This window comes from Microvirga sesbaniae (assembly GCF_025460805.1).
Taxonomy (GTDB): domain Bacteria; phylum Pseudomonadota; class Alphaproteobacteria; order Rhizobiales; family Beijerinckiaceae; genus Microvirga; species Microvirga sesbaniae.
In genome coordinates, this window is record NZ_JAMXFJ010000017.1 from 106,773 (window position 1) to 123,378 (window position 16,606).

Here is a 16,606-nt window from a genome sequence, read left to right on the forward strand (position 1 = left end):
TTCACCACGAGGACGACGACGAGGGCATGGCGGCGGCCGTGCATTTCGAGAATGTGGGCGTGCGCTACGGCATGGGCCCCGAGGTCCTGCGCGACCTGACCTTCTCCATCGAGCCGAACTCCTTCCAGTTCCTCACCGGCCCGTCGGGCGCCGGCAAGACGACCCTGCTGCGGCTCATCCTGATGTCGGTGAAGCCGACCCGCGGCCTGATCTCCCTGTTCGGCGAGGACGTGTCGCGGATCTCCAAGGACGATCTCACGTCGCTGCGCCGCCGCATGGGGGTGGTGTTCCAGGATTTCCGCCTCCTCGACCACCTGACCACCTACGAGAACGTGGCCCTGCCGCTGCGGGTGCAGGGCAAGGAGGAGGCGAGCTACCGGGCGGAGGTCGTGGAGCTCCTGCGCTGGGTCGGCCTGGGCGACCGCATGCACATGCTGCCGCCGGTGCTCTCGGGCGGCGAGAAGCAGCGCGCCGCCATCGCCCGCGCGCTGATCGTGCGCCCCGACCTGCTGCTCGCCGACGAGCCCACCGGCAACGTGGACCCGTCGCTCGCCCGCCGCCTGCTGCGCCTCTTCATCGAACTCAACCGGCTCGGAACCTCGGTGGTGATCGCGACCCACGACTTCAGCCTCATGGATCAGCTCGACGTGCGCCGCCTCGTGCTCGGCGACGGCCGGCTGCACATCGACGAGTGACCTGAGATGAGCGCCGCGTCCCAACCCCGCCTGAGGAAGGCCGCCGCGCCCGACGGGCAGAAGCGCTCCCTGCCCGCCTCCTTGAGCCGGAACGCCCCGCTCGTCCCGGTCGACTCGGCCGGCGGGCAGGCGCTCGCCGCCGTCATCGCCATCCTGACCTTCCTGGCCGCGCTCTGCGCCGGCGGCGCCGAACTGGTCTCGGCCTCCTCGGCCCAGTGGCGCTCGGAAATCGCCCGGGAAGTCACGATCCAGATCCGCCCCAATCCGCAGCGCGCGATCGACCAGGACGTGGACCGCGCCGTGGCGCTGGCCCGGCAGGCGCCGGGCGTGGAGCAGGCCCAGGCCTTCTCGAAGGAGGAATCGGAGCGTCTCCTGGAGCCGTGGCTCGGAACCGGGCTCGACTTCAAGGATCTGCCGGTTCCCCGCCTGATCGTGATCAAGATCAAGCAGGACGCGAAGCCCGATTTCGGCCCGCTGCGGCAATCCCTGCAGCGGGAGGTGCCCGGCGCGTCCCTGGACGATCATGCCCTCTGGGTGTCCCGGCTCTCGACCATGGCCAACACGATCATCGGCGTCGGGGTGTTTCTCGTCGCCCTGGTGCTCGTGGCCGCGGGCCTCGCCGTGATCTTCGCCACGCGGGGCGCCATGGCGGGCAACCGGGAGGTCGTGGAGGTGCTGCATTTCGTGGGTGCCAACGACGATTTCATCGCCCGGGAGTTCCAGCGCCGCTTCTTCCGCCTGGGATTGCGCGGCAGCGCCATCGGGGCGGCGGCGGCCCTGATCCTCACCCTGATCCTGGGCTTCGTCACACGCTCCTGGCGGGCCAGCCCCACGGGCGACCAGCTCGAGGCGCTCTTCGGCGCCTTCACGATCAGCTGGAGCGGCTACGCGGTGGTGATCCTCATCGCGCTGCTGGTCGCTCTCATCACGGGCATCGTCTCGCGCTTGACCGTGAGACGATTTCTTAATGAAAATGGTTGATGGTGACAGTTGACCCAAACCGAAGGGGTTGCCTCTCCATTGCCGCAATCTCCGTTAATGTCGTCCAGGATGACCTCGCGAACGCAGAGTTGGAGTGCGCCGGGCGCCACGGAGTCCACAGAGGCCTTGGGCTGGGGCTGGACCATGGCGCCAACGGCTAAGCATCCCGTCCGACGTTCGCCGGTGAACCGCCTGCTGGCCTTCGGGTTCTGGAGCTGCATCGCGGTCCTGGTCGCCGGTTTCCTCGGATTTCTCGGATTCGTCTATCACCTCGACCGATTCGAGCAGCCGCCCGAGACCCGGGCCGACGGGATCGTCGCCATGACGGGCGGCGCGCAGCGGATCGGCGACGCCATCGACCTGCTCGCCAAGGGCTATGCCAAGCGGCTCCTGATCTCCGGCGTCAACGAGAACACCAGCCGCGACCAGATCGCCCGCCTCAATCCGGGCCAGCGGCGGCTGTTCGATTGCTGCGTGGACCTCGACTACCGCGCCCGCAACACCATCGGCAACGCCATCGAGACCCGGCGCTGGGCCGAAGCGAACGGGTTCGACGCCATCATCGTGGTGACGTCGAACTACCATATGCCGCGCACCCTCGTGGAGCTCGACCACGCCCTGCCGAACCTCCAGAAGATCCCCTACCCGGTCGCGGCGACCATCGATCCCCACGAGTGGTGGCACAACCCGTCCGTCGCCCGGGTGATCTTCACGGAATATCTGAAGTTCCTGGCCGTCTGGGTCCGGACCCGGTTCGAGGGCGATCCGGAGCGCTCCTCGGTGGCGAAGATCATCAGCGGCGGAGCCCCCATCAAGGCGCAGATGCTCGCCGAGCCGCTCTGGCGCTAGAGCCCCGGCGAAAAACCCTCTATGGTGCGCGGCCCGCGGAGCACGATGCTCCGCTTCCCGTTTTCCAAGAAGCCATGCTCATCGTCCGCTCCCTGCTGTTCAACGTCGCCTTCTACGCCAACCTGATCCTGTGGCTGATCATCCTGATCCCGGGCTTCCTGGTGCCGCGCCGCATGTTCATGGAACTGGTCAAGACCTGGGGGCGCACCTCGATCTGGCTTCTGCGCGTGATCGCCGGAACCCGCGTGGTGATCACCGGCCAGGAGAAGATCCCGCCGGGCGGCGCCCTTGTGGCGGCCAAGCACCAGTCGTTCCTCGAGACCTTCGCCCTCGTGACGATCCTCGACGACCCGACCTACATCCTCAAGCGCGAGCTGATGTGGATCCCCTTCTTCGGCTGGTACCTGGCGAAGGCGCGCTGCGTGCCGGTCAACCGCAAGGCCGGGTCGTTCGCCCTGGTCCAGATGACCGCCCGGGCCAGGGACGAGGCCCAGCACGGCCGCCAGATCATCATCTTCCCCGAGGGCACCCGTCGCCCGCCGGGCGCTCCCCCGGCCTACAAGTACGGCGTGGCCCATCTCTACCAGAATCTCGGCTTTCCCTGCGTTCCGATCGGCATGAATTCCGGCCTCTACTGGCCGCGCCGCCAGTTCATCCGCCGCCCCGGCACGGTGCGGATCGAGGTCCAGGACCCGATCGCCCCCGGACTGCCGCGGGAGGAGTTCTTCAGGCTCGTGCAGGAGCGGATCGAGACGTCGTCCAACCGGCTCCTGGAGGAAGGCCGCCGGGAACTCGGCCTCGGCCCCGCATCCGCCTCCGGGGCGTCGCTGTCGAAGGTCTGACGGGGCCGCCGACAGACGGGTCGAGTGCGGGAGCGCACAAAATCCCGCAAACCCAGGCGCAGCCAAGCTTTCGGCAATCTTGACGACTCACGCGCCCGTTCTTACATATAAGAACATATGGCGAACAAACGAACCATATCCTGGAATGCGGCCATGCGGGATCTCCGCAACGACCGAATGCGGAGGGCTGGCGTGCGCGAGGAACGGCTACGGGCGACCGCAGGGCTTCGCTCCTCTTCGACCTTAAGCTCCTGGCGCGGCCGTTCGGGACGCCGCTACATCGTCGGGGTCCATCCGCTGAACGAGACGGAGCTTCTCGACGTCACCGACGCGGTGATCCTCGCCGTGAAGCGGGACGCCGCAGGCACCGGGATCGTGGTCGATGCCGCGATGGCCGCCTCCGATCCGAGCGAGCAGCCCCGGATGCGCTGGCTCGCCAGGGTCCGCGACCGGGGCGCCACCGAACTCCACATCCATCGCCTCGCAGCCACCGAGGACGACCGCCGCGCGATCTTCGAGGATCTGCGCGAGAACGAGACTCAGGACTGCTGATCGAGCGCGTCGACGATCCGGTGCAGCAGCGGGTCGACCACGTGCATGCCGATGAGGTGATCATAGGTGGAGCGGACGTAGTCCGGATTGCGCCCTGAAACGCCCTCTCCCTGGCGCACGAGCCGCAAGACCTCCTCGTCGGACAGCCGGCCCGCATATTGGCCGTGATTGCGGTCGACCACGTAGGCCAGCGCGCGGACCCGGCGCGCATCGGCCAGCCTGACGGGCAGATGCCGTTCGAGATAGACCGAGGTCACCTGCTCGCGCTCGCGCAGGTACCGGATCGTGGCCTCGTCCTCCTCGGGCGCGACGCGAAACGCCACGCCGTGACAGCGCCCGCCCCGGTCGAGCCCCAGGACGAGGCCCGGATGCTCCGGCGTGCCGCGGTGGACGTGGGAGAAGACGCACAGGGACCGGTGGTAGCCGTAGAGATGGGCGTGGACCCGCTCGAGATAGGGAAAGCCCGGCCGCCACATGAGCGAGCCGTAGCCGAACACCCATAAATCCTCCGTGAGCTCCTTCATGTCACCCCGCCCGACGCTTGCCTGCATCCGGCGCTACCAGTAACCACACACCAGCACAACAGGAGATCACGCATGGATCAGGCCGCCCCGACGGGGAATGTTCGCCGCAGCCGGTTCTGGCTCTACACGCCCTTCGTTCTGCTGCTGCTCGTCGCCATCGCCTGGAGCGTCGCCTGGTTCGTGATCCGCGGCCGCACCGCGGACGCGCTCGACGGCTGGATCGCCGCGGAGGCGCGCAGCGGGCGGCAATGGACCTGCGGCGACCGCACCATCGTGGGCTACCCGTTCCGCATCGAAATCATCTGCGACACCCTCGATCTGAAACGGGGCGCCGTCTCGGCCTCGTTCGGGCGCACCGAGGCGGTCGCGCAGGTTTATCAGCCCCGCCGGGTCATCCTGGAGGTGGCCGGCCCCCTGCGGGTGACCGACGGCACCGTGACGGTCAACGGCCGCTGGGATCTCCTGCAGGCCAGCATCAACGCGTCCCAGACGGGCCTGCAGCGCCTGTCGCTCGCCGCCAACGCCCCGCAGGTGACGGTCACGGGCCTCGGCGCCGGCGAGATCGCCGGATCGGGCCGGCACCTGGAACTTCACGTGCGCCCCAATCCCTCGCGCAGGGCGGAGCTCGCCGGCGACGTCGCCGCCTCGGTGACGGAAGCCCGCATTCCGATCCTCGATGCTCTCGTGGGCGGCCCGGAGGCCACCAACCTGAACGCCGACGTCACCGTGACGCAGGCGGACGGGTTCAAGGGCGGCACCATCGCCGAGGAGCTGGAGCTCTGGCGCAGCGCCGGCGGCAAGCTCGACATCCTGATGCTGTCGGCCGCCAAGGGCCCGCGCCAGATCGAGACCAAGGGCGAGCTGCGCCTCGACGAGCAGCACCGGCCGGCCGGCCAGCTCACGGTCGCGGCGGCGGGCCTCGACGGGCTTCTCGGCAACCTGACCGGCGGGCGCGTCGGCGGCAACCTTCTCGGCATGCTGCTGGGCCAGGGGCCCCGGGCCAACAACGCCGCGCAGCCCAACGCCAAGCCGCAGCTCGCCTCCCTGCCGCCCCTGCGGCTCGAGAACGGCTTCCTGGCCATGGGCCCCTTCGTGATCCCGAACGTCAGGCTGCAGCCGCTGTATTGACGGGCCTGCGCCGTCATGGCCGGGAGGAGGACGAACTAAGTCTTGTCCTCGCGCCGGCGGCCGAAATCCGGCTCCGGCGTTTCCTGGCCCGACGAGATGATGCCGCGGCGGATGGCCCGGGTGCGGGTGAAGAGGTCGAACAGCTTGTCGCCCTCGCCCCACCGGATGGCGCGGGCGAGCAGCGCGATATCCTCGTTGAGGCGGCCCAGCATCTCCAGCACGGCTTCCCGGTTGTGCAGGAAGACGTCGCGCCACATGGTCGGGTCCGAGGCCGCGATGCGCGTGAAGTCGCGGAAGCCGCCGGCCGAGAACTTGATCACCTCTCCTTGAGTGACGGTCTCGAGATCCGCCGCCGTGCCGACGATGTTGTAGGCGATCAGGTGCGGCACGTGGCTGGTGATGGCGAGCACCAGATCATGGTGCTGCGCGGTCATGACCTCCACGTTCGATCCCATGGCCTCCCAGAAGGCGCGCACGCGCCCGACGGCTGTCTGATCCGTGCCCTCCGGGGGCGTGAGAATGCACCAGCGGTTGTGGAACAGCGTCGCAAAGCCGGCATCGGGGCCGGAATGCTCCGTGCCGGCCACGGGATGCGCCGGGACGAAAAGCACGCCGTCCGGCAGATGCGGCTGCACCTGCGCGATCACCGAGGCCTTCACGGAGCCCACGTCCGACACGATGCAGCCGGGCTTCAGGCCCGGCTTCATGGCCTCGGCCACCTGGCCGCAGACCCCGACCGGCACGCACAGGATCACGAGATCCGCATCGCGCACGCCCGCCGCCGCATCGGTGGTCGCCTCGTCGGCGATCCCGATGTCCCGCACCCGTGCGATTACGGCCTCGCTCGCATCGACGGCGACGATCGTGCGCGCCAGGTTGAGATGCCGGGCCGCCCGGGCGATCGACGAGCCGATCAGCCCGAGCCCCACGAGGGCGAGGCGCTCGAAGATGGGCGTTTCACGGGGCGGGCCGAGACGCTCAGGCATGCTGCCCCCCCAGGAAATCGCGCAACGCCGCCACCACGAGACCGTTCGCCTCCTCGCCGCCCACGGTCAGGCGCAGGGCGTGCGGCAGGCCATAGGCGTCGATCCGGCGCAGGATCAGGCCGCGGCCGGAGAGAAAGGCGTCGGCGTCCTTCGCGGTCCGGCCCTCCTCCTGCGGAAAATGGATCAGCAGGAAGTTGCCGACGCTCGGCGTGACCTTCAGGCCCAGGGCCTCGATCTCGCGGGTGAGCCAGGCGAGCCAGCGCTCGTTGTGCTCGACGGCGGTCGCGACATGCGCCTCGTCCTGGATCGCCGCGATGCCGGCCGCCATGGCCGGGCCGCTGACGTTGAAGGGGCCGCGGATCCTGTTGACCGCGTCGGCGATAGGGGCGGGCGCCACCATCCAGCCGAGGCGCAGGTTGGCGAGGCCGTAGATCTTCGAGAAGGTGCGGGTCATCACCACGTTCTCGGACGTGGCGACGAGCTCGAGGCCGGATTCGTAATCGTTGCGCCGGACATATTCCGCATAGGCGGCGTCGAGCACCAGCACCACGTGCGGCGGCAGCCCCGCATGCAGGCGCTTGACCTCGTCGAACGGGATATAGGTGCCGGTCGGGTTGTTGGGATTGGCCAGGAAGACGATTTTGGTCTTCTCCGTCACCCTTGCGAGGATCGCATCCACGTCCGTGCGCAGATCCGTCTCCGGCGCCACCACGGGCGTGCCGCCGGCGGCCAGGATGGCGATCCGGTAGACCAGGAAGCCGTGCTCCGTGAAGATGCCCTCGTCCCCGGGGCCCACATAGGCATGGGTGATGAGCGCGAGCAGCTCGTCCGAGCCCGCCCCGCAGATGATCCGGTTCGGATCGAGCCCGTACCGGGCCGCGATCGCTTCCCGCAGCCGGGTCGACGCCCCGTCGGGATAGAGCTCGAGGTGATCGAAGGACCGGATCGCCTCCACGGCCTTGGGCGAGGGGCCGAGCGGGGTCTCGTTCGAGGACAGCTTGTGGACCTTGGCAACCCCTGCGGCCTTGCTCTTGCCGGGCACATAGGCGTCGATCTGCATCACGCCGGGACGGGGTTGGGGACGGGTGGACATCTTCACTTCCTAGCAATCGATCGGTGAGAATGGCTCTAGCGCAGGTCAGTTCTCATTTCACGCGGAAACGTTCGGCATGGCTGCCGATCTCGGCGAGCTGGGCGAGGCTCGCGCCGGCCCTGGTCAGCGCCTGGCTCAGCTGCGCCGGCTCGACGTCGCCGGGCACGGCGATGAGCTCCGACAATCCGTTGGTATCCGCCGCGCTCGCCACCACCTCGCCGCCGAGCGCGATCAGGGCCTCGTTGGCGCCCCTGTGCCAGCGCTCGAACTGGGCCGCATAGAGCACCACGTCGCGCACGGCCGCGTCGGTCAGGGGCTTCGAGATGACGAAGACCGGGGTGCCGGCCGGATGGTCGGGCCGCTCGATGAAGGGCAGGCGCGCGATGATCTTCGGACGGCGCCGGTCGGCGAGCGTGCGCCACCAGGCGCCGCTCGTCGCGCCCTGGTCGAGCCGGAAGATGCCGAGATCGCCCCGGGACGCCGCCACCGCCTCGATCACCGCGGCGGCGCTCGGATGGGTCACGTAGGGCACCGTGAAGCCGAAATGGAACCGGGCCGAGTCGCGCATGGGAGCGTCGCCGCCCGAGATGTCCGCGTGGACCGCGTAGTTCGACTGGACATAGGTGAAGGTGCCGATGATCACCCGCCAGATGCTCTCCACCGTATCGAGCGGGAGCAGCCCCTGGTGGCGCTCGGCCAGGGCCTTCATCATCGAGGCCTCCCGTCCCGGCCGGAACGCGGAGCTCAGGCCGGCCTGGGAAGCCTTCTTGGACGCGATCAGCCGGTCGATGATGGTGCCGCGCTCCATGAGCAGCCGGTGCATCGCCTCGTCGATGCGGTCGATGTCCTGGCGCAGCTCGGCCAGGGAGGGAGCGGGCTTCTCGGCGGTCATGGACAGGATCCTTGAGGGTCGCCCTTCTTTGACCGCTTTGTGCCCCCTTGTCATCACCGGACTTTATGCCGGCGACCCCGCCGCCGGGGGCGCGGCGCTCGTCGGAGCGGGATGACCGGCACAGGGCCGGCCCTGACATGGGGAGGGTGTCTTCACGCGCTCGCACCCCCTCCACGTCATCACCGGGCTTGTCCCGGTGATCCCGATCGTCTGGAACGCCCCACCTCACCGGATCGGGACGGCCGGCCATGACGTGGGGAGCGTGGCAGGACGGGAGAGCGTCACGCTGCGGGCGGGTGCCTGATCCGTGTCGATGTCAAAGAGCAGCACCTGAAGGCCCGCAGCCTCTCGGCTGCGAGCCTGCGGTGGGATCGAGGGTGGCGCGCGTGGCGGCCCGGCTCGATGCTTGTGGTGGGGGATGGACGAGCCGGCCCGCCGCTCGCGCCCGCACCTCACCCTCACCCCCACCCGCCCCCGTCATGGCCGGGCTTGTCCCGGCCATCCCGATTGTTTGGAGCGCGGCGCCCCACCGCGTCGGGATCACCGGCACGATACCGGTGATGACGTGGAGGGGGACAGAACGTGCGGAGATGGCCGCACGGGCGGTGGGGCAGAGCGGAAGCGGGATGGTCGCGACGAGCCCGGCCCCGGCGAGAGGGGCGTCAGTGAGGCCGCGGGATGACGGAAAGGTACCGGTCCCGTGATGCAAGAGCGGCGGGCCCGTCGGCTCGGGCAACGGGGCCGCCGGGGCGATCATGTGTTCCCGCGCACAGTCGAGCTTCATCTTTTTCGATACTGAAACATTGTCTCAATGAAGGAAATTTCCAATGGAACTCCAAAGGCTTACGCAAGGTGAGGCAGCTCGATCTGCCGTTTGGGCACGTTCCGTTACGGCCGACCCTCTCTGAACGGAGAGTTGTTCGCCCGAACACGCGCTTTTATAGCCTTGTAACCAAGTTGCTCTGACGATCCCACGGCTTCCGATGCTGCGGAAGCCGCGATCCTCACGGCACCCCAGGGCGCACAACCGAGAGATCTTTTCACCGCGCAAGCACCACCGGCGGCCCGGTCCGCCGAACCCTTCCGCGCGCCTGCCCCAAGGGCCCCACCCGACGGTCCGGCCGCATGAGACGACATAACGACCAGTTTTCAGGAGAGCATGAGATGGCCATTGTACAGCCTAGGATTTGGGGGACGCAGGACATCGCGATCAACCTTCAAGGTGTCGACCGCGACTCAGTCACCATGTCGCCGAATGGCGGATATGTCGTGACATGGCGTCAGGACGAGCGGATCGCGTTCCAGATGTACAACGGGAATGGCGAGAAACTCGGCGGAACGAAGTTAGTTGGCCCCCCCATCAATCCAGATGACACTAAGGGGCAACAATTCGCTGACATCGTCGCTTACGAAGCTAACGGCAGCTTCGTCATCAGCTGGACGGAAAGCAATCAAGCGACCGGACGGACCCTGCGAAGCCAGCTGTTCAATTTCGACGGCACCTCCCCTGACAACAACACCGTCACGAACGTAAGCACGACGGCAAAGGATGACGGCGCCCAATTGGCCTCGAACGGTCAGGGCTGGGCGACGGCGTATGTTAACAGCAATAATCATGTGATGATCGTCGGAGCGAATCCCAGCGGGGCTGCGGCGCCCATTCAGGTCACGGATTCCCCCATAACGGGCGTTACCAGGCCCGACGTCGCCTGGCGGGGCGACGACTCGTATGTCGTATCGTATACGGACGGCGCCAAAAGCTACGTCAGGGTGCTCGGCTCTTTCGGCCTTAGTTCTGTAGTTCCTCTTGCCAATGCCGTCATGGCTAGCGTGGCGACGCTGAAGAATCCCGATGGTTCCCCGAATGGCGACTTTGTCGTCGTCTGGGATAACGGATCCGGCCCAACATCAACGGTCACGGCTCAGCGATTTCATGTTACGGCAACCGGTACCATCACGCTAGTCAACAGTGCCGTAACTGTCTCGACCGGCGCTGTCGGGAGCGATGGAATTGCCCGTGGCCGCGATAGCCGTTACGACCGCGAGAGCGTAACCGGGTTGAAGGATGGCGGGTATGCCTTCGCCTATGTCAGCCGGACGGGGGACGATGCAGCCGATATCTATATCAAGGTCGTCGATGCCACTGGCACTGTTGGCAATGCAATCAAGGTCAGCACCCAAATCGGCAGACTCGATGCTCAACTCGCTCCAACCATATTCGAGATGGCCGATGGCCGCCTTGCCGTTTCCTGGTGGAATCCCTCTGCGGCCAATGGCGGCAGTACAATCGAAACCACCATCGTCGACGCGCGCGCCGAGAAAGTGACGATTACAAATGGGACGACGCATGACGACATCTATGCTCCATCGATTCATACAGGCGACAACTTCAATGGAGGCGAAGGGTTCGACACGCTGACCTTCAAGGAAAGCACGGCGGGCGTGTCGGTCAGCCTCAAGGATGAAAAAGGCCTTGCCGGCGATGCCCTCGAAGATACCTACACAGAATTCGAGAGGGTTATCGGCACACGCTTCAACGACACCCTGGTCGGCAGCGCCGTCGCCAATAAGCTCGAAGGCGGCGTGGGCGACGATACGCTCACCGATGTCGCGGGAACCGGACAGGACACCCTGGTCGGCGGAACCGGCAACGACACCTATTACGTGTCAGCGACCAACACCGTGATCGACGAGTCCGGCGGCGGCTACGACCAGGTCTTCTCGTCCGCCACCTACACGCTCTCGGCCGGCATCGAGAACCTGTACGGGACCGGGGATGCTGCGATCGACCTCACGGGCAACGGGAGCGGCAACATCATCGGAGGCAACGGGGCCGCGAACCGCATCACCGGCCTCGCGGGCGACGATGCCCTCTACGGCAACGGCGGCAACGACACTCTCGACGCGGGCGACGGCAACGACGCCCTCGACGGCGGAGCGGGCGACGACACTCTCGTCGGTGGTGCCGGAAACGATACTCTCTTCGGCCGTGACGGCAACGATACCCTCAACGGCGACGACGGCAACGACGTCCTCGACGGCGGCAATGGCAACGATGCCATGAACGGCGGCAACGGGGCCGACGCGCTCTCCGGCGGTGACGGGATCGACAACCTCGACGGTGGTGCGGGCGACGACGCCCTGAACGGCAATGGCGACGCCGACGTGATGAACGGCGGCGACGGCAACGACGTCCTCGACGGCGGCGACGGCAACGATGCCATGAACGGCGGAGCGGGCACCGACAACCTGCAGGGCGGGGACGGCAACGACACCCTTGACGGCGGCAACGACAATGACATCGTGAACGGTGGTGCCGGGAACGATTCCATGGTTGGCGGCGGCGGCGATGACGTGATCAACGGCGGCACAGGTGCCGACACGATGGACGGCGGCGCCGGCAACGACTCCTACGTCATCGACGATGCGAACGATGTGGTGAACGACACCGGCGGCGGCATGGACTCCGTCACCGTGACAGTGGCCTACGACCTCAACAGGCTCAAGGGCATCGAGAACATCACCGGCATCGGCACTCTCGACTTCACGTTCACCGGGACGGCCGATAGCAACGTGATGAACGGCAGCGACGGCATCAACATCTTCGACGGGGCTGCCGGCAACGACTCGCTGAACGGCAACGGCGGCAACGATACTCTCAGAGGCGGCGACGGCAACGACGTGCTCTCCGGCGGCGCAGGCAATGACCGGCTGCACGGCGGGCTCGGAGCCGATGTACTCGACGGCGGCAGCCAGGCGGACATCTTCGTCTTCGACACGAACCCGAAGACGAAGGGCAACGCCGACCGGATCGTGAACTACGCCAAGGAGGACGCGATCTACATCGACGACAAGTACTTCAAGGTCGGCCCCAAGGGTTCCCTCGCGAAGCCGAAGGCGATGGCGTCCAAGTCCTTCTATGCCGGCACGAAAGCGCACGATGCCGACGACCGAATCATCTACAACAAGAAGACCGGCGGCTTGTATTACGATTCCGACGGCACCGGCTCGCAGAAGGCGGTGCTGTTCGCCACGATCACGAACAAGCTCAAGATCGACTACCACGAGTTCTTCGTGATCTGATCCGGGCACGATTCCCGTAGGGCAAGAAGGGAAACGGCGTCCTGCCAGGCAGGGCGCCGTTTCGCTGTCCGGGCAAGGCTGCCGCGTTCCCGCGCCCCGGTCGCGGCCTGGTCGCGTGACACCTTGCGCGGAACGCTTTCGGCTCCATTCTTCTTCATGTCGGAGCATCACGGGAGCACCGCATGGCGTACGAACTCTACTACTGGCCGACCATCCAGGGACGCGGCGAATTCGTCCGGCTGGCCCTCGAAGAGGCCGGGGCCGACTACATCGACGTGGCCCGGGAATCGGAAGGGGTCGCCGTGATGATGCGGATGATGAAGCATGCGGAGCGCCCGCCCCTCGCGCCGCCTTTCCTCAAGGACGGCGAGACGGTCATCGGCCAGACGGCCGCGATCCTGCTCTATCTCGGGGCGCGCCACGGGCTCGCGCCCAAGGACCCGGCCGGAGGCCTGTGGACCCATCAGATCCAGCTCACCATCGCGGACCTGGTGGCGGAGGCGCACGACACCCATCATCCCGTGGGGGTGGGCCTCTATTACGAGGACCAGACGGCGGAGGCGCTGCGGCGCGCCGAAGAGTTTCGCGGAGACCGGATCCCGAAGTTCCTGGCCTGGTTCGACACGATCCTGGCGCGCAATCCCGACGGCGACGCGCATCTCGTCGGCCGCGCGCTCACCTATGCGGACCTCTCCCTGTTCCAGCTCGTGGAGGGATTGTCCTACGCCTTCCCGAAGGCCACGGCGCGCGCCCTGAAGCAGGCGCCGCGGGTCGCCGCCCTGCACGACGCCGTCGCCCGGCGGCCGCGCATCGAGGCCTACCTCGCAAGCCCCCGCCGCATCCCCTTCAACGAGGAGGGCATCTTCCGGCGCTATCCGGAACTGGATCGTTAACGGCCTGTTAAGGGCCAGCGGGCGTGAATGGCCCGTTCTTCCCGTCCGGCCTCAATTCCTCCACGCTGCCTGTGGATCCTCACGAACGATCAGGAGCCTAGCATGACCGAGGACACCGAGGGCGTCGCGATCCGTCTCTGGCGCGACCGGGCGCAGCTGCGCGAGCAGGAGCGGAACGAGATTCAAGCCCGCCTTCGGATCGCCGAGGAGAAGATCGCCATCCTGCTGGCCGAGAACGACCGGCTCGCCGCCGAGAACGCCCGGCTGCGGTCGATCGGCGGCCCGGACGACGGCGCCGCCCGCACCGAGACCGAGCTTCAGATGGAAGCGCTCAAGGGCGCCCTGATGTCCCTCATCGCCCGGCCGGCCGACAGCCTGACCTCGTGAGAGCACGAAGCCGCGCGGCGCTCACGCCGCCAGGCAGTCCATGGCGGCGTTCAGGCACTCGACCGTGACGCTGCCGCCCGTGGCCACGAGGCTGCAGCCCTTGGGCACCTCGCGCCAGCCTCGGGTCTTGTCGTCGATGGGCTCCGAGACCACCAGCAGGTTGCCGTCCTCCTGGCGGAAATACAGGGTCGGCGGCCTGGCATCGCAGGCCCAGCGATAGGCCCACAGGCTCTCGCCGTCCGTGAAGGCGGCGGTGAAGCGCAGCGCCTCCTCGATGCCCGCCTGGTCCATGAGGCCGCGCACCTGCTTGAGGGTCCTGGCCATGGCGGTGACCGGCTCGTCCGGCAGGCCATTGGCCAGGGCGAGGAGGAAGATCGCTTCCGAATCCGTGGTGCCGAGGCGACGGTCGTAGAGCTCGTCCGGAATCAGGGCTTCCAGGCGGCGCTTGATGCGCCCGTAGCCGCCGATCTGGCCGTTATGCATGAAGAGATGCCGGCCATGGGCGAAGGGGTGGCAATTGGCCCGCGTCGTCGAGGTGCCGGTGGAGGCGCGCACGTGGGCGAAGAAGAGCCGGGAGCGCACCTGCTCGCACAGGCTCCTCAGGTTCTCGTCCGACCAGGCCGGGCGGACCTCCCGGTAGATCCCGGGCTCGCGGCGCTCCCCGTACCAGCCGATGCCGAAGCCGTCGCCGTTCGTCTCGGTCTTGGCCTCGATGGCGTGCAGCGACTGATGGACCAGGGAATGGGCCGGAGCACAGACGAGCTCGTCGAGGAAGATCGGCTCCCCCTTGTAGGCGAGAAAGCGGCACATCGGCTACGGCAACCCCTTGGACCATCGCGCGTCGTAACGATGTTGTACTCTCCTGCATATATGGTGAACAGCCGGTTAACGGCCCCGCCGCGGCCGGCCGGACTTCAGCGCATCGTGTGGCCCTGCGGGTCACCAGCGTGGCCCGCTGGGTCCGCCCCGTCCGATGCTCTCGGCGTCAGGCCGATGCGGCGAGCCTGTCCGCCACGTCCTCGGCGATCGCGAGGCACGAGGTCAGGCCCGGGCTCTCGATGCCGAAGAGCTGCACGAGCCCGGTCAGCCCGTGCTCGGCCGGGCCGTCGATCATGAAATCGGCCGCCTTCTCGCCGGCCCCGGTGAGCTTGGGGCGGATGCCGGAATAATCGGGCACGAGCGCGCCGTCCGGGAGCCCGGGCCAGTAGCGGCGGATCGAGGCATAAAAGCTCTCGGCCCGGCGCGGATCGACCTCGTACTCTTCCCGGTCGATCCATTCCACGTCGGGCCCGAAGCGCATGCGGCCCGAGAGGTCCAGGGTCACATGGGTGCCCAGACCGCCGTCGACGGGAGCGGGATAGATCAGGCGCGAGAAGGCGGGCTTGCCGAGGCAGCCGAAATAATTGCCCTTGGCGAGCACCAGCTTCGGCACCCGGTCGGCGGGATAGCCTTCCGTCGCGCGGGCGAGCGCCTGCGCCCCGAGCCCGGCGGCATTGACCACCGCGTCGACGACGAGATCCGTGGGCTCCTCGCCGCCCACATGGACGTTCCAGCCGCCTGCGTCCTGGGCGATGCGCGCGACGGGCGCATGGAACGCGATGGCGCCCCCGGCATCCTCCAGGTCGCCCTGGAGCGCCAGCATGAGGGCGTGGCTGTCGACGATCCCGGTCTCCCGCGACAGCACGGCCCCGGTGCAGGCGAGATTCGGCTCGAGGGCCCGCGTTTCCTCGCCGGTCAGGAAGGACAGTCCCTCAACCCCGTTGGCCAGCCCCTGCTCGTAGATGCCCTCGATCTTGGCCTGTTCGAGATCGTTGGTCGCCACGATGAGCTTGCCGCATCGGGCATGCGGCACGCCGTGGCTGTCGCAGAAGGCGTAGAGCATCCGCCGGCCCTCGACGCAGTGACGCGCACGGAGCGAGCCCGACGGGTAATACATGCCCGCATGGATGACCTCGCTGTTGCGCGAGGAGACCCCGTTGCCGATGCCGCCCGTCGCCTCGGCGACGATCACGCCATGGCCGCGCAGGGCGAGCGCGCGCGCCACCGCGAGCCCGACGACGCCGGCCCCCATCACGAGAACGTCCATGGCCGCCTCCCCGCGGTTCGGAAGTCGGGATGCCGAGATCTGCGACGGCGTTCGCGAGCTTTCGGCGACTGCTGATCCGACCGCCCCGCCCTTGCAGATCGCATGGAAAAGGCGGCCTCGCGGATGCGGGCCGCCCTTGCCGTGTGCGTCGATCAGAGGCGCTTGCCGGTCTGCTCGTCGAAGAGGTGGACGAGCCTGGGATCGGGGGTGACGCGGATCTGCTGGCCGGGCTGCGCGTCGACGCGCTCGCGGAACACGCCCACCACGTCGGCCCCGCCGAACTTGGCGAAGACCTGGGTCTCCGAGCCGGTCGGCTCGACCACCGCTACCTCGGCCGGCAGCCCGTTGGCATCGTCCAGGATGAAGTGCTCGGGCCGGATGCCGTAGATGATCGGCTGCCCGTCCGAGGCCGCCGGCGCGTTGGCCACCGGCAGGGTGATGCCGGTGCCGGTCACGAAGCGCCCGCCCTGGAGATGGCCCTTGAGGAAGTTCATCGCCGGCGAGCCGATGAAGCCGGCCACGAACAGGTTGGCCGGGCGGTCATAGAGCTCGAGCGGGGCGCCGACCTGCTCGACCACGCCGTCGTGCATCACGACGATCTTGTCCGCCATGGTC

General features: G+C 67.6%; 16 protein-coding genes. 9 read left to right on the forward strand and 7 right to left on the reverse strand.

The window, feature by feature from the left end; genetic code table 11:
• Positions 1-26 precede the first annotated feature (26 nt).
• The 5 genes from ftsE (at position 27) to OCW50_RS21455 (ending at position 3,919) form a co-directional block, all read left to right on the forward strand.
• Positions 27-695, forward strand: coding sequence for a cell division ATP-binding protein FtsE (ftsE, locus tag OCW50_RS21435; protein ID WP_262272878.1), 669 nt, complete (start codon positions 27-29; stop codon positions 693-695).
• Positions 696-701: 6 nt separating this feature from the next.
• Complete coding sequence (locus OCW50_RS21440; RefSeq protein WP_262272871.1) at positions 702-1,676, forward strand: cell division protein FtsX; 975 nt, start codon at positions 702-704, stop codon at positions 1,674-1,676.
• A gap of 144 nt (positions 1,677-1,820) precedes the next feature.
• Positions 1,821-2,525: a YdcF family protein gene (locus OCW50_RS21445; RefSeq protein WP_262298876.1), complete on the forward strand. Its 705-nt coding sequence runs from the start codon at positions 1,821-1,823 to the stop codon at positions 2,523-2,525.
• Between the two features lie 74 nt (positions 2,526-2,599).
• Positions 2,600-3,367 carry a lysophospholipid acyltransferase family protein gene (locus tag OCW50_RS21450; RefSeq protein ID WP_262298877.1) on the forward strand — a complete coding sequence of 256 codons (768 nt, stop codon included), beginning with the start codon at positions 2,600-2,602 and terminating at the stop codon, positions 3,365-3,367.
• Positions 3,368-3,520: 153 nt separating this feature from the next.
• Positions 3,521-3,919 carry a hypothetical protein gene (locus tag OCW50_RS21455; protein ID WP_262298878.1) on the forward strand — a complete coding sequence of 133 codons (399 nt, stop codon included), beginning with the start codon at positions 3,521-3,523 and terminating at the stop codon, positions 3,917-3,919.
• Here the strand turns inward: OCW50_RS21455 and OCW50_RS21460 are convergent.
• Positions 3,907-4,443, reverse strand: a complete 537-nt coding sequence (locus OCW50_RS21460; protein ID WP_262298879.1) for a gamma-glutamylcyclotransferase — start codon at positions 4,441-4,443, stop codon at positions 3,907-3,909. The genes OCW50_RS21455 and OCW50_RS21460 overlap by 13 nt on opposite strands.
• A gap of 72 nt (positions 4,444-4,515) precedes the next feature.
• On the opposite strand from OCW50_RS21460, the gene OCW50_RS21465 reads away from it, so the two are divergent.
• Positions 4,516-5,571, forward strand: a complete 1,056-nt coding sequence (locus tag OCW50_RS21465; protein ID WP_262272866.1) for a DUF2125 domain-containing protein — start codon at positions 4,516-4,518, stop codon at positions 5,569-5,571.
• Positions 5,572-5,606: 35 nt separating this feature from the next.
• Here the strand turns inward: OCW50_RS21465 and OCW50_RS21470 are convergent, their stop codons facing one another.
• The 3 genes from OCW50_RS21470 to OCW50_RS21480 are packed head-to-tail and all read right to left on the reverse strand — an operon-like array spanning position 5,607 to position 8,542.
• Positions 5,607-6,557 carry a prephenate/arogenate dehydrogenase family protein gene (locus OCW50_RS21470; protein ID WP_262272865.1) on the reverse strand — a complete coding sequence of 317 codons (951 nt, stop codon included), beginning with the start codon at positions 6,555-6,557 and terminating at the stop codon, positions 5,607-5,609.
• Positions 6,550-7,650, reverse strand: a complete 1,101-nt coding sequence (gene hisC / locus OCW50_RS21475) for a histidinol-phosphate transaminase (protein WP_373371486.1) — start codon at positions 7,648-7,650, stop codon at positions 6,550-6,552. Before hisC ends, OCW50_RS21470 begins: the two co-directional genes overlap by 8 nt.
• Positions 7,651-7,702: 52 nt before the next feature.
• A complete protein-coding gene (locus tag OCW50_RS21480; RefSeq protein WP_262272863.1) occupies positions 7,703-8,542 on the reverse strand; it encodes a chorismate mutase in 840 nt (279 codons plus the stop codon).
• A 1,164-nt stretch (positions 8,543-9,706) separates the two neighbouring features.
• Between OCW50_RS21480 and OCW50_RS21485 the strand changes: the two genes are divergently transcribed.
• From OCW50_RS21485 to OCW50_RS21495, 3 genes are all read left to right on the forward strand, one after another.
• Positions 9,707-12,625: a calcium-binding protein gene (locus OCW50_RS21485; protein WP_262298881.1), complete on the forward strand. Its 2,919-nt coding sequence runs from the start codon at positions 9,707-9,709 to the stop codon at positions 12,623-12,625.
• A 182-nt stretch (positions 12,626-12,807) separates the two neighbouring features.
• Positions 12,808-13,518 carry a glutathione S-transferase gene (locus OCW50_RS21490; protein ID WP_262298882.1) on the forward strand — a complete coding sequence of 237 codons (711 nt, stop codon included), beginning with the start codon at positions 12,808-12,810 and terminating at the stop codon, positions 13,516-13,518.
• A gap of 102 nt (positions 13,519-13,620) precedes the next feature.
• A complete protein-coding gene (locus OCW50_RS21495; RefSeq protein WP_262298883.1) occupies positions 13,621-13,905 on the forward strand; it encodes a hypothetical protein in 285 nt (94 codons plus the stop codon).
• 21 nt (positions 13,906-13,926) lie between these two features.
• On the opposite strand, the gene OCW50_RS21500 is transcribed toward OCW50_RS21495, so the two are convergent.
• From OCW50_RS21500 to OCW50_RS21510, 3 genes are all read right to left on the reverse strand, one after another.
• The gene (locus OCW50_RS21500) at positions 13,927-14,715 is read right to left on the reverse strand and encodes a class II glutamine amidotransferase (RefSeq protein WP_262298884.1); all 789 of its coding nucleotides are present in this window, start codon (positions 14,713-14,715) and stop codon (positions 13,927-13,929) included.
• Positions 14,716-14,890: 175 nt separating this feature from the next.
• On the reverse strand, positions 14,891-15,991 hold the full coding sequence (locus OCW50_RS21505) for an NAD(P)/FAD-dependent oxidoreductase (RefSeq protein WP_262298885.1): 1,101 nt from the start codon (positions 15,989-15,991) through the stop codon (positions 14,891-14,893).
• 152 nt (positions 15,992-16,143) lie between these two features.
• Positions 16,144-16,606, reverse strand: a 463-nt coding sequence (locus tag OCW50_RS21510) for a TOBE domain-containing protein (protein ID WP_262298886.1), incomplete at its 5' end; no start/stop codon positions are given.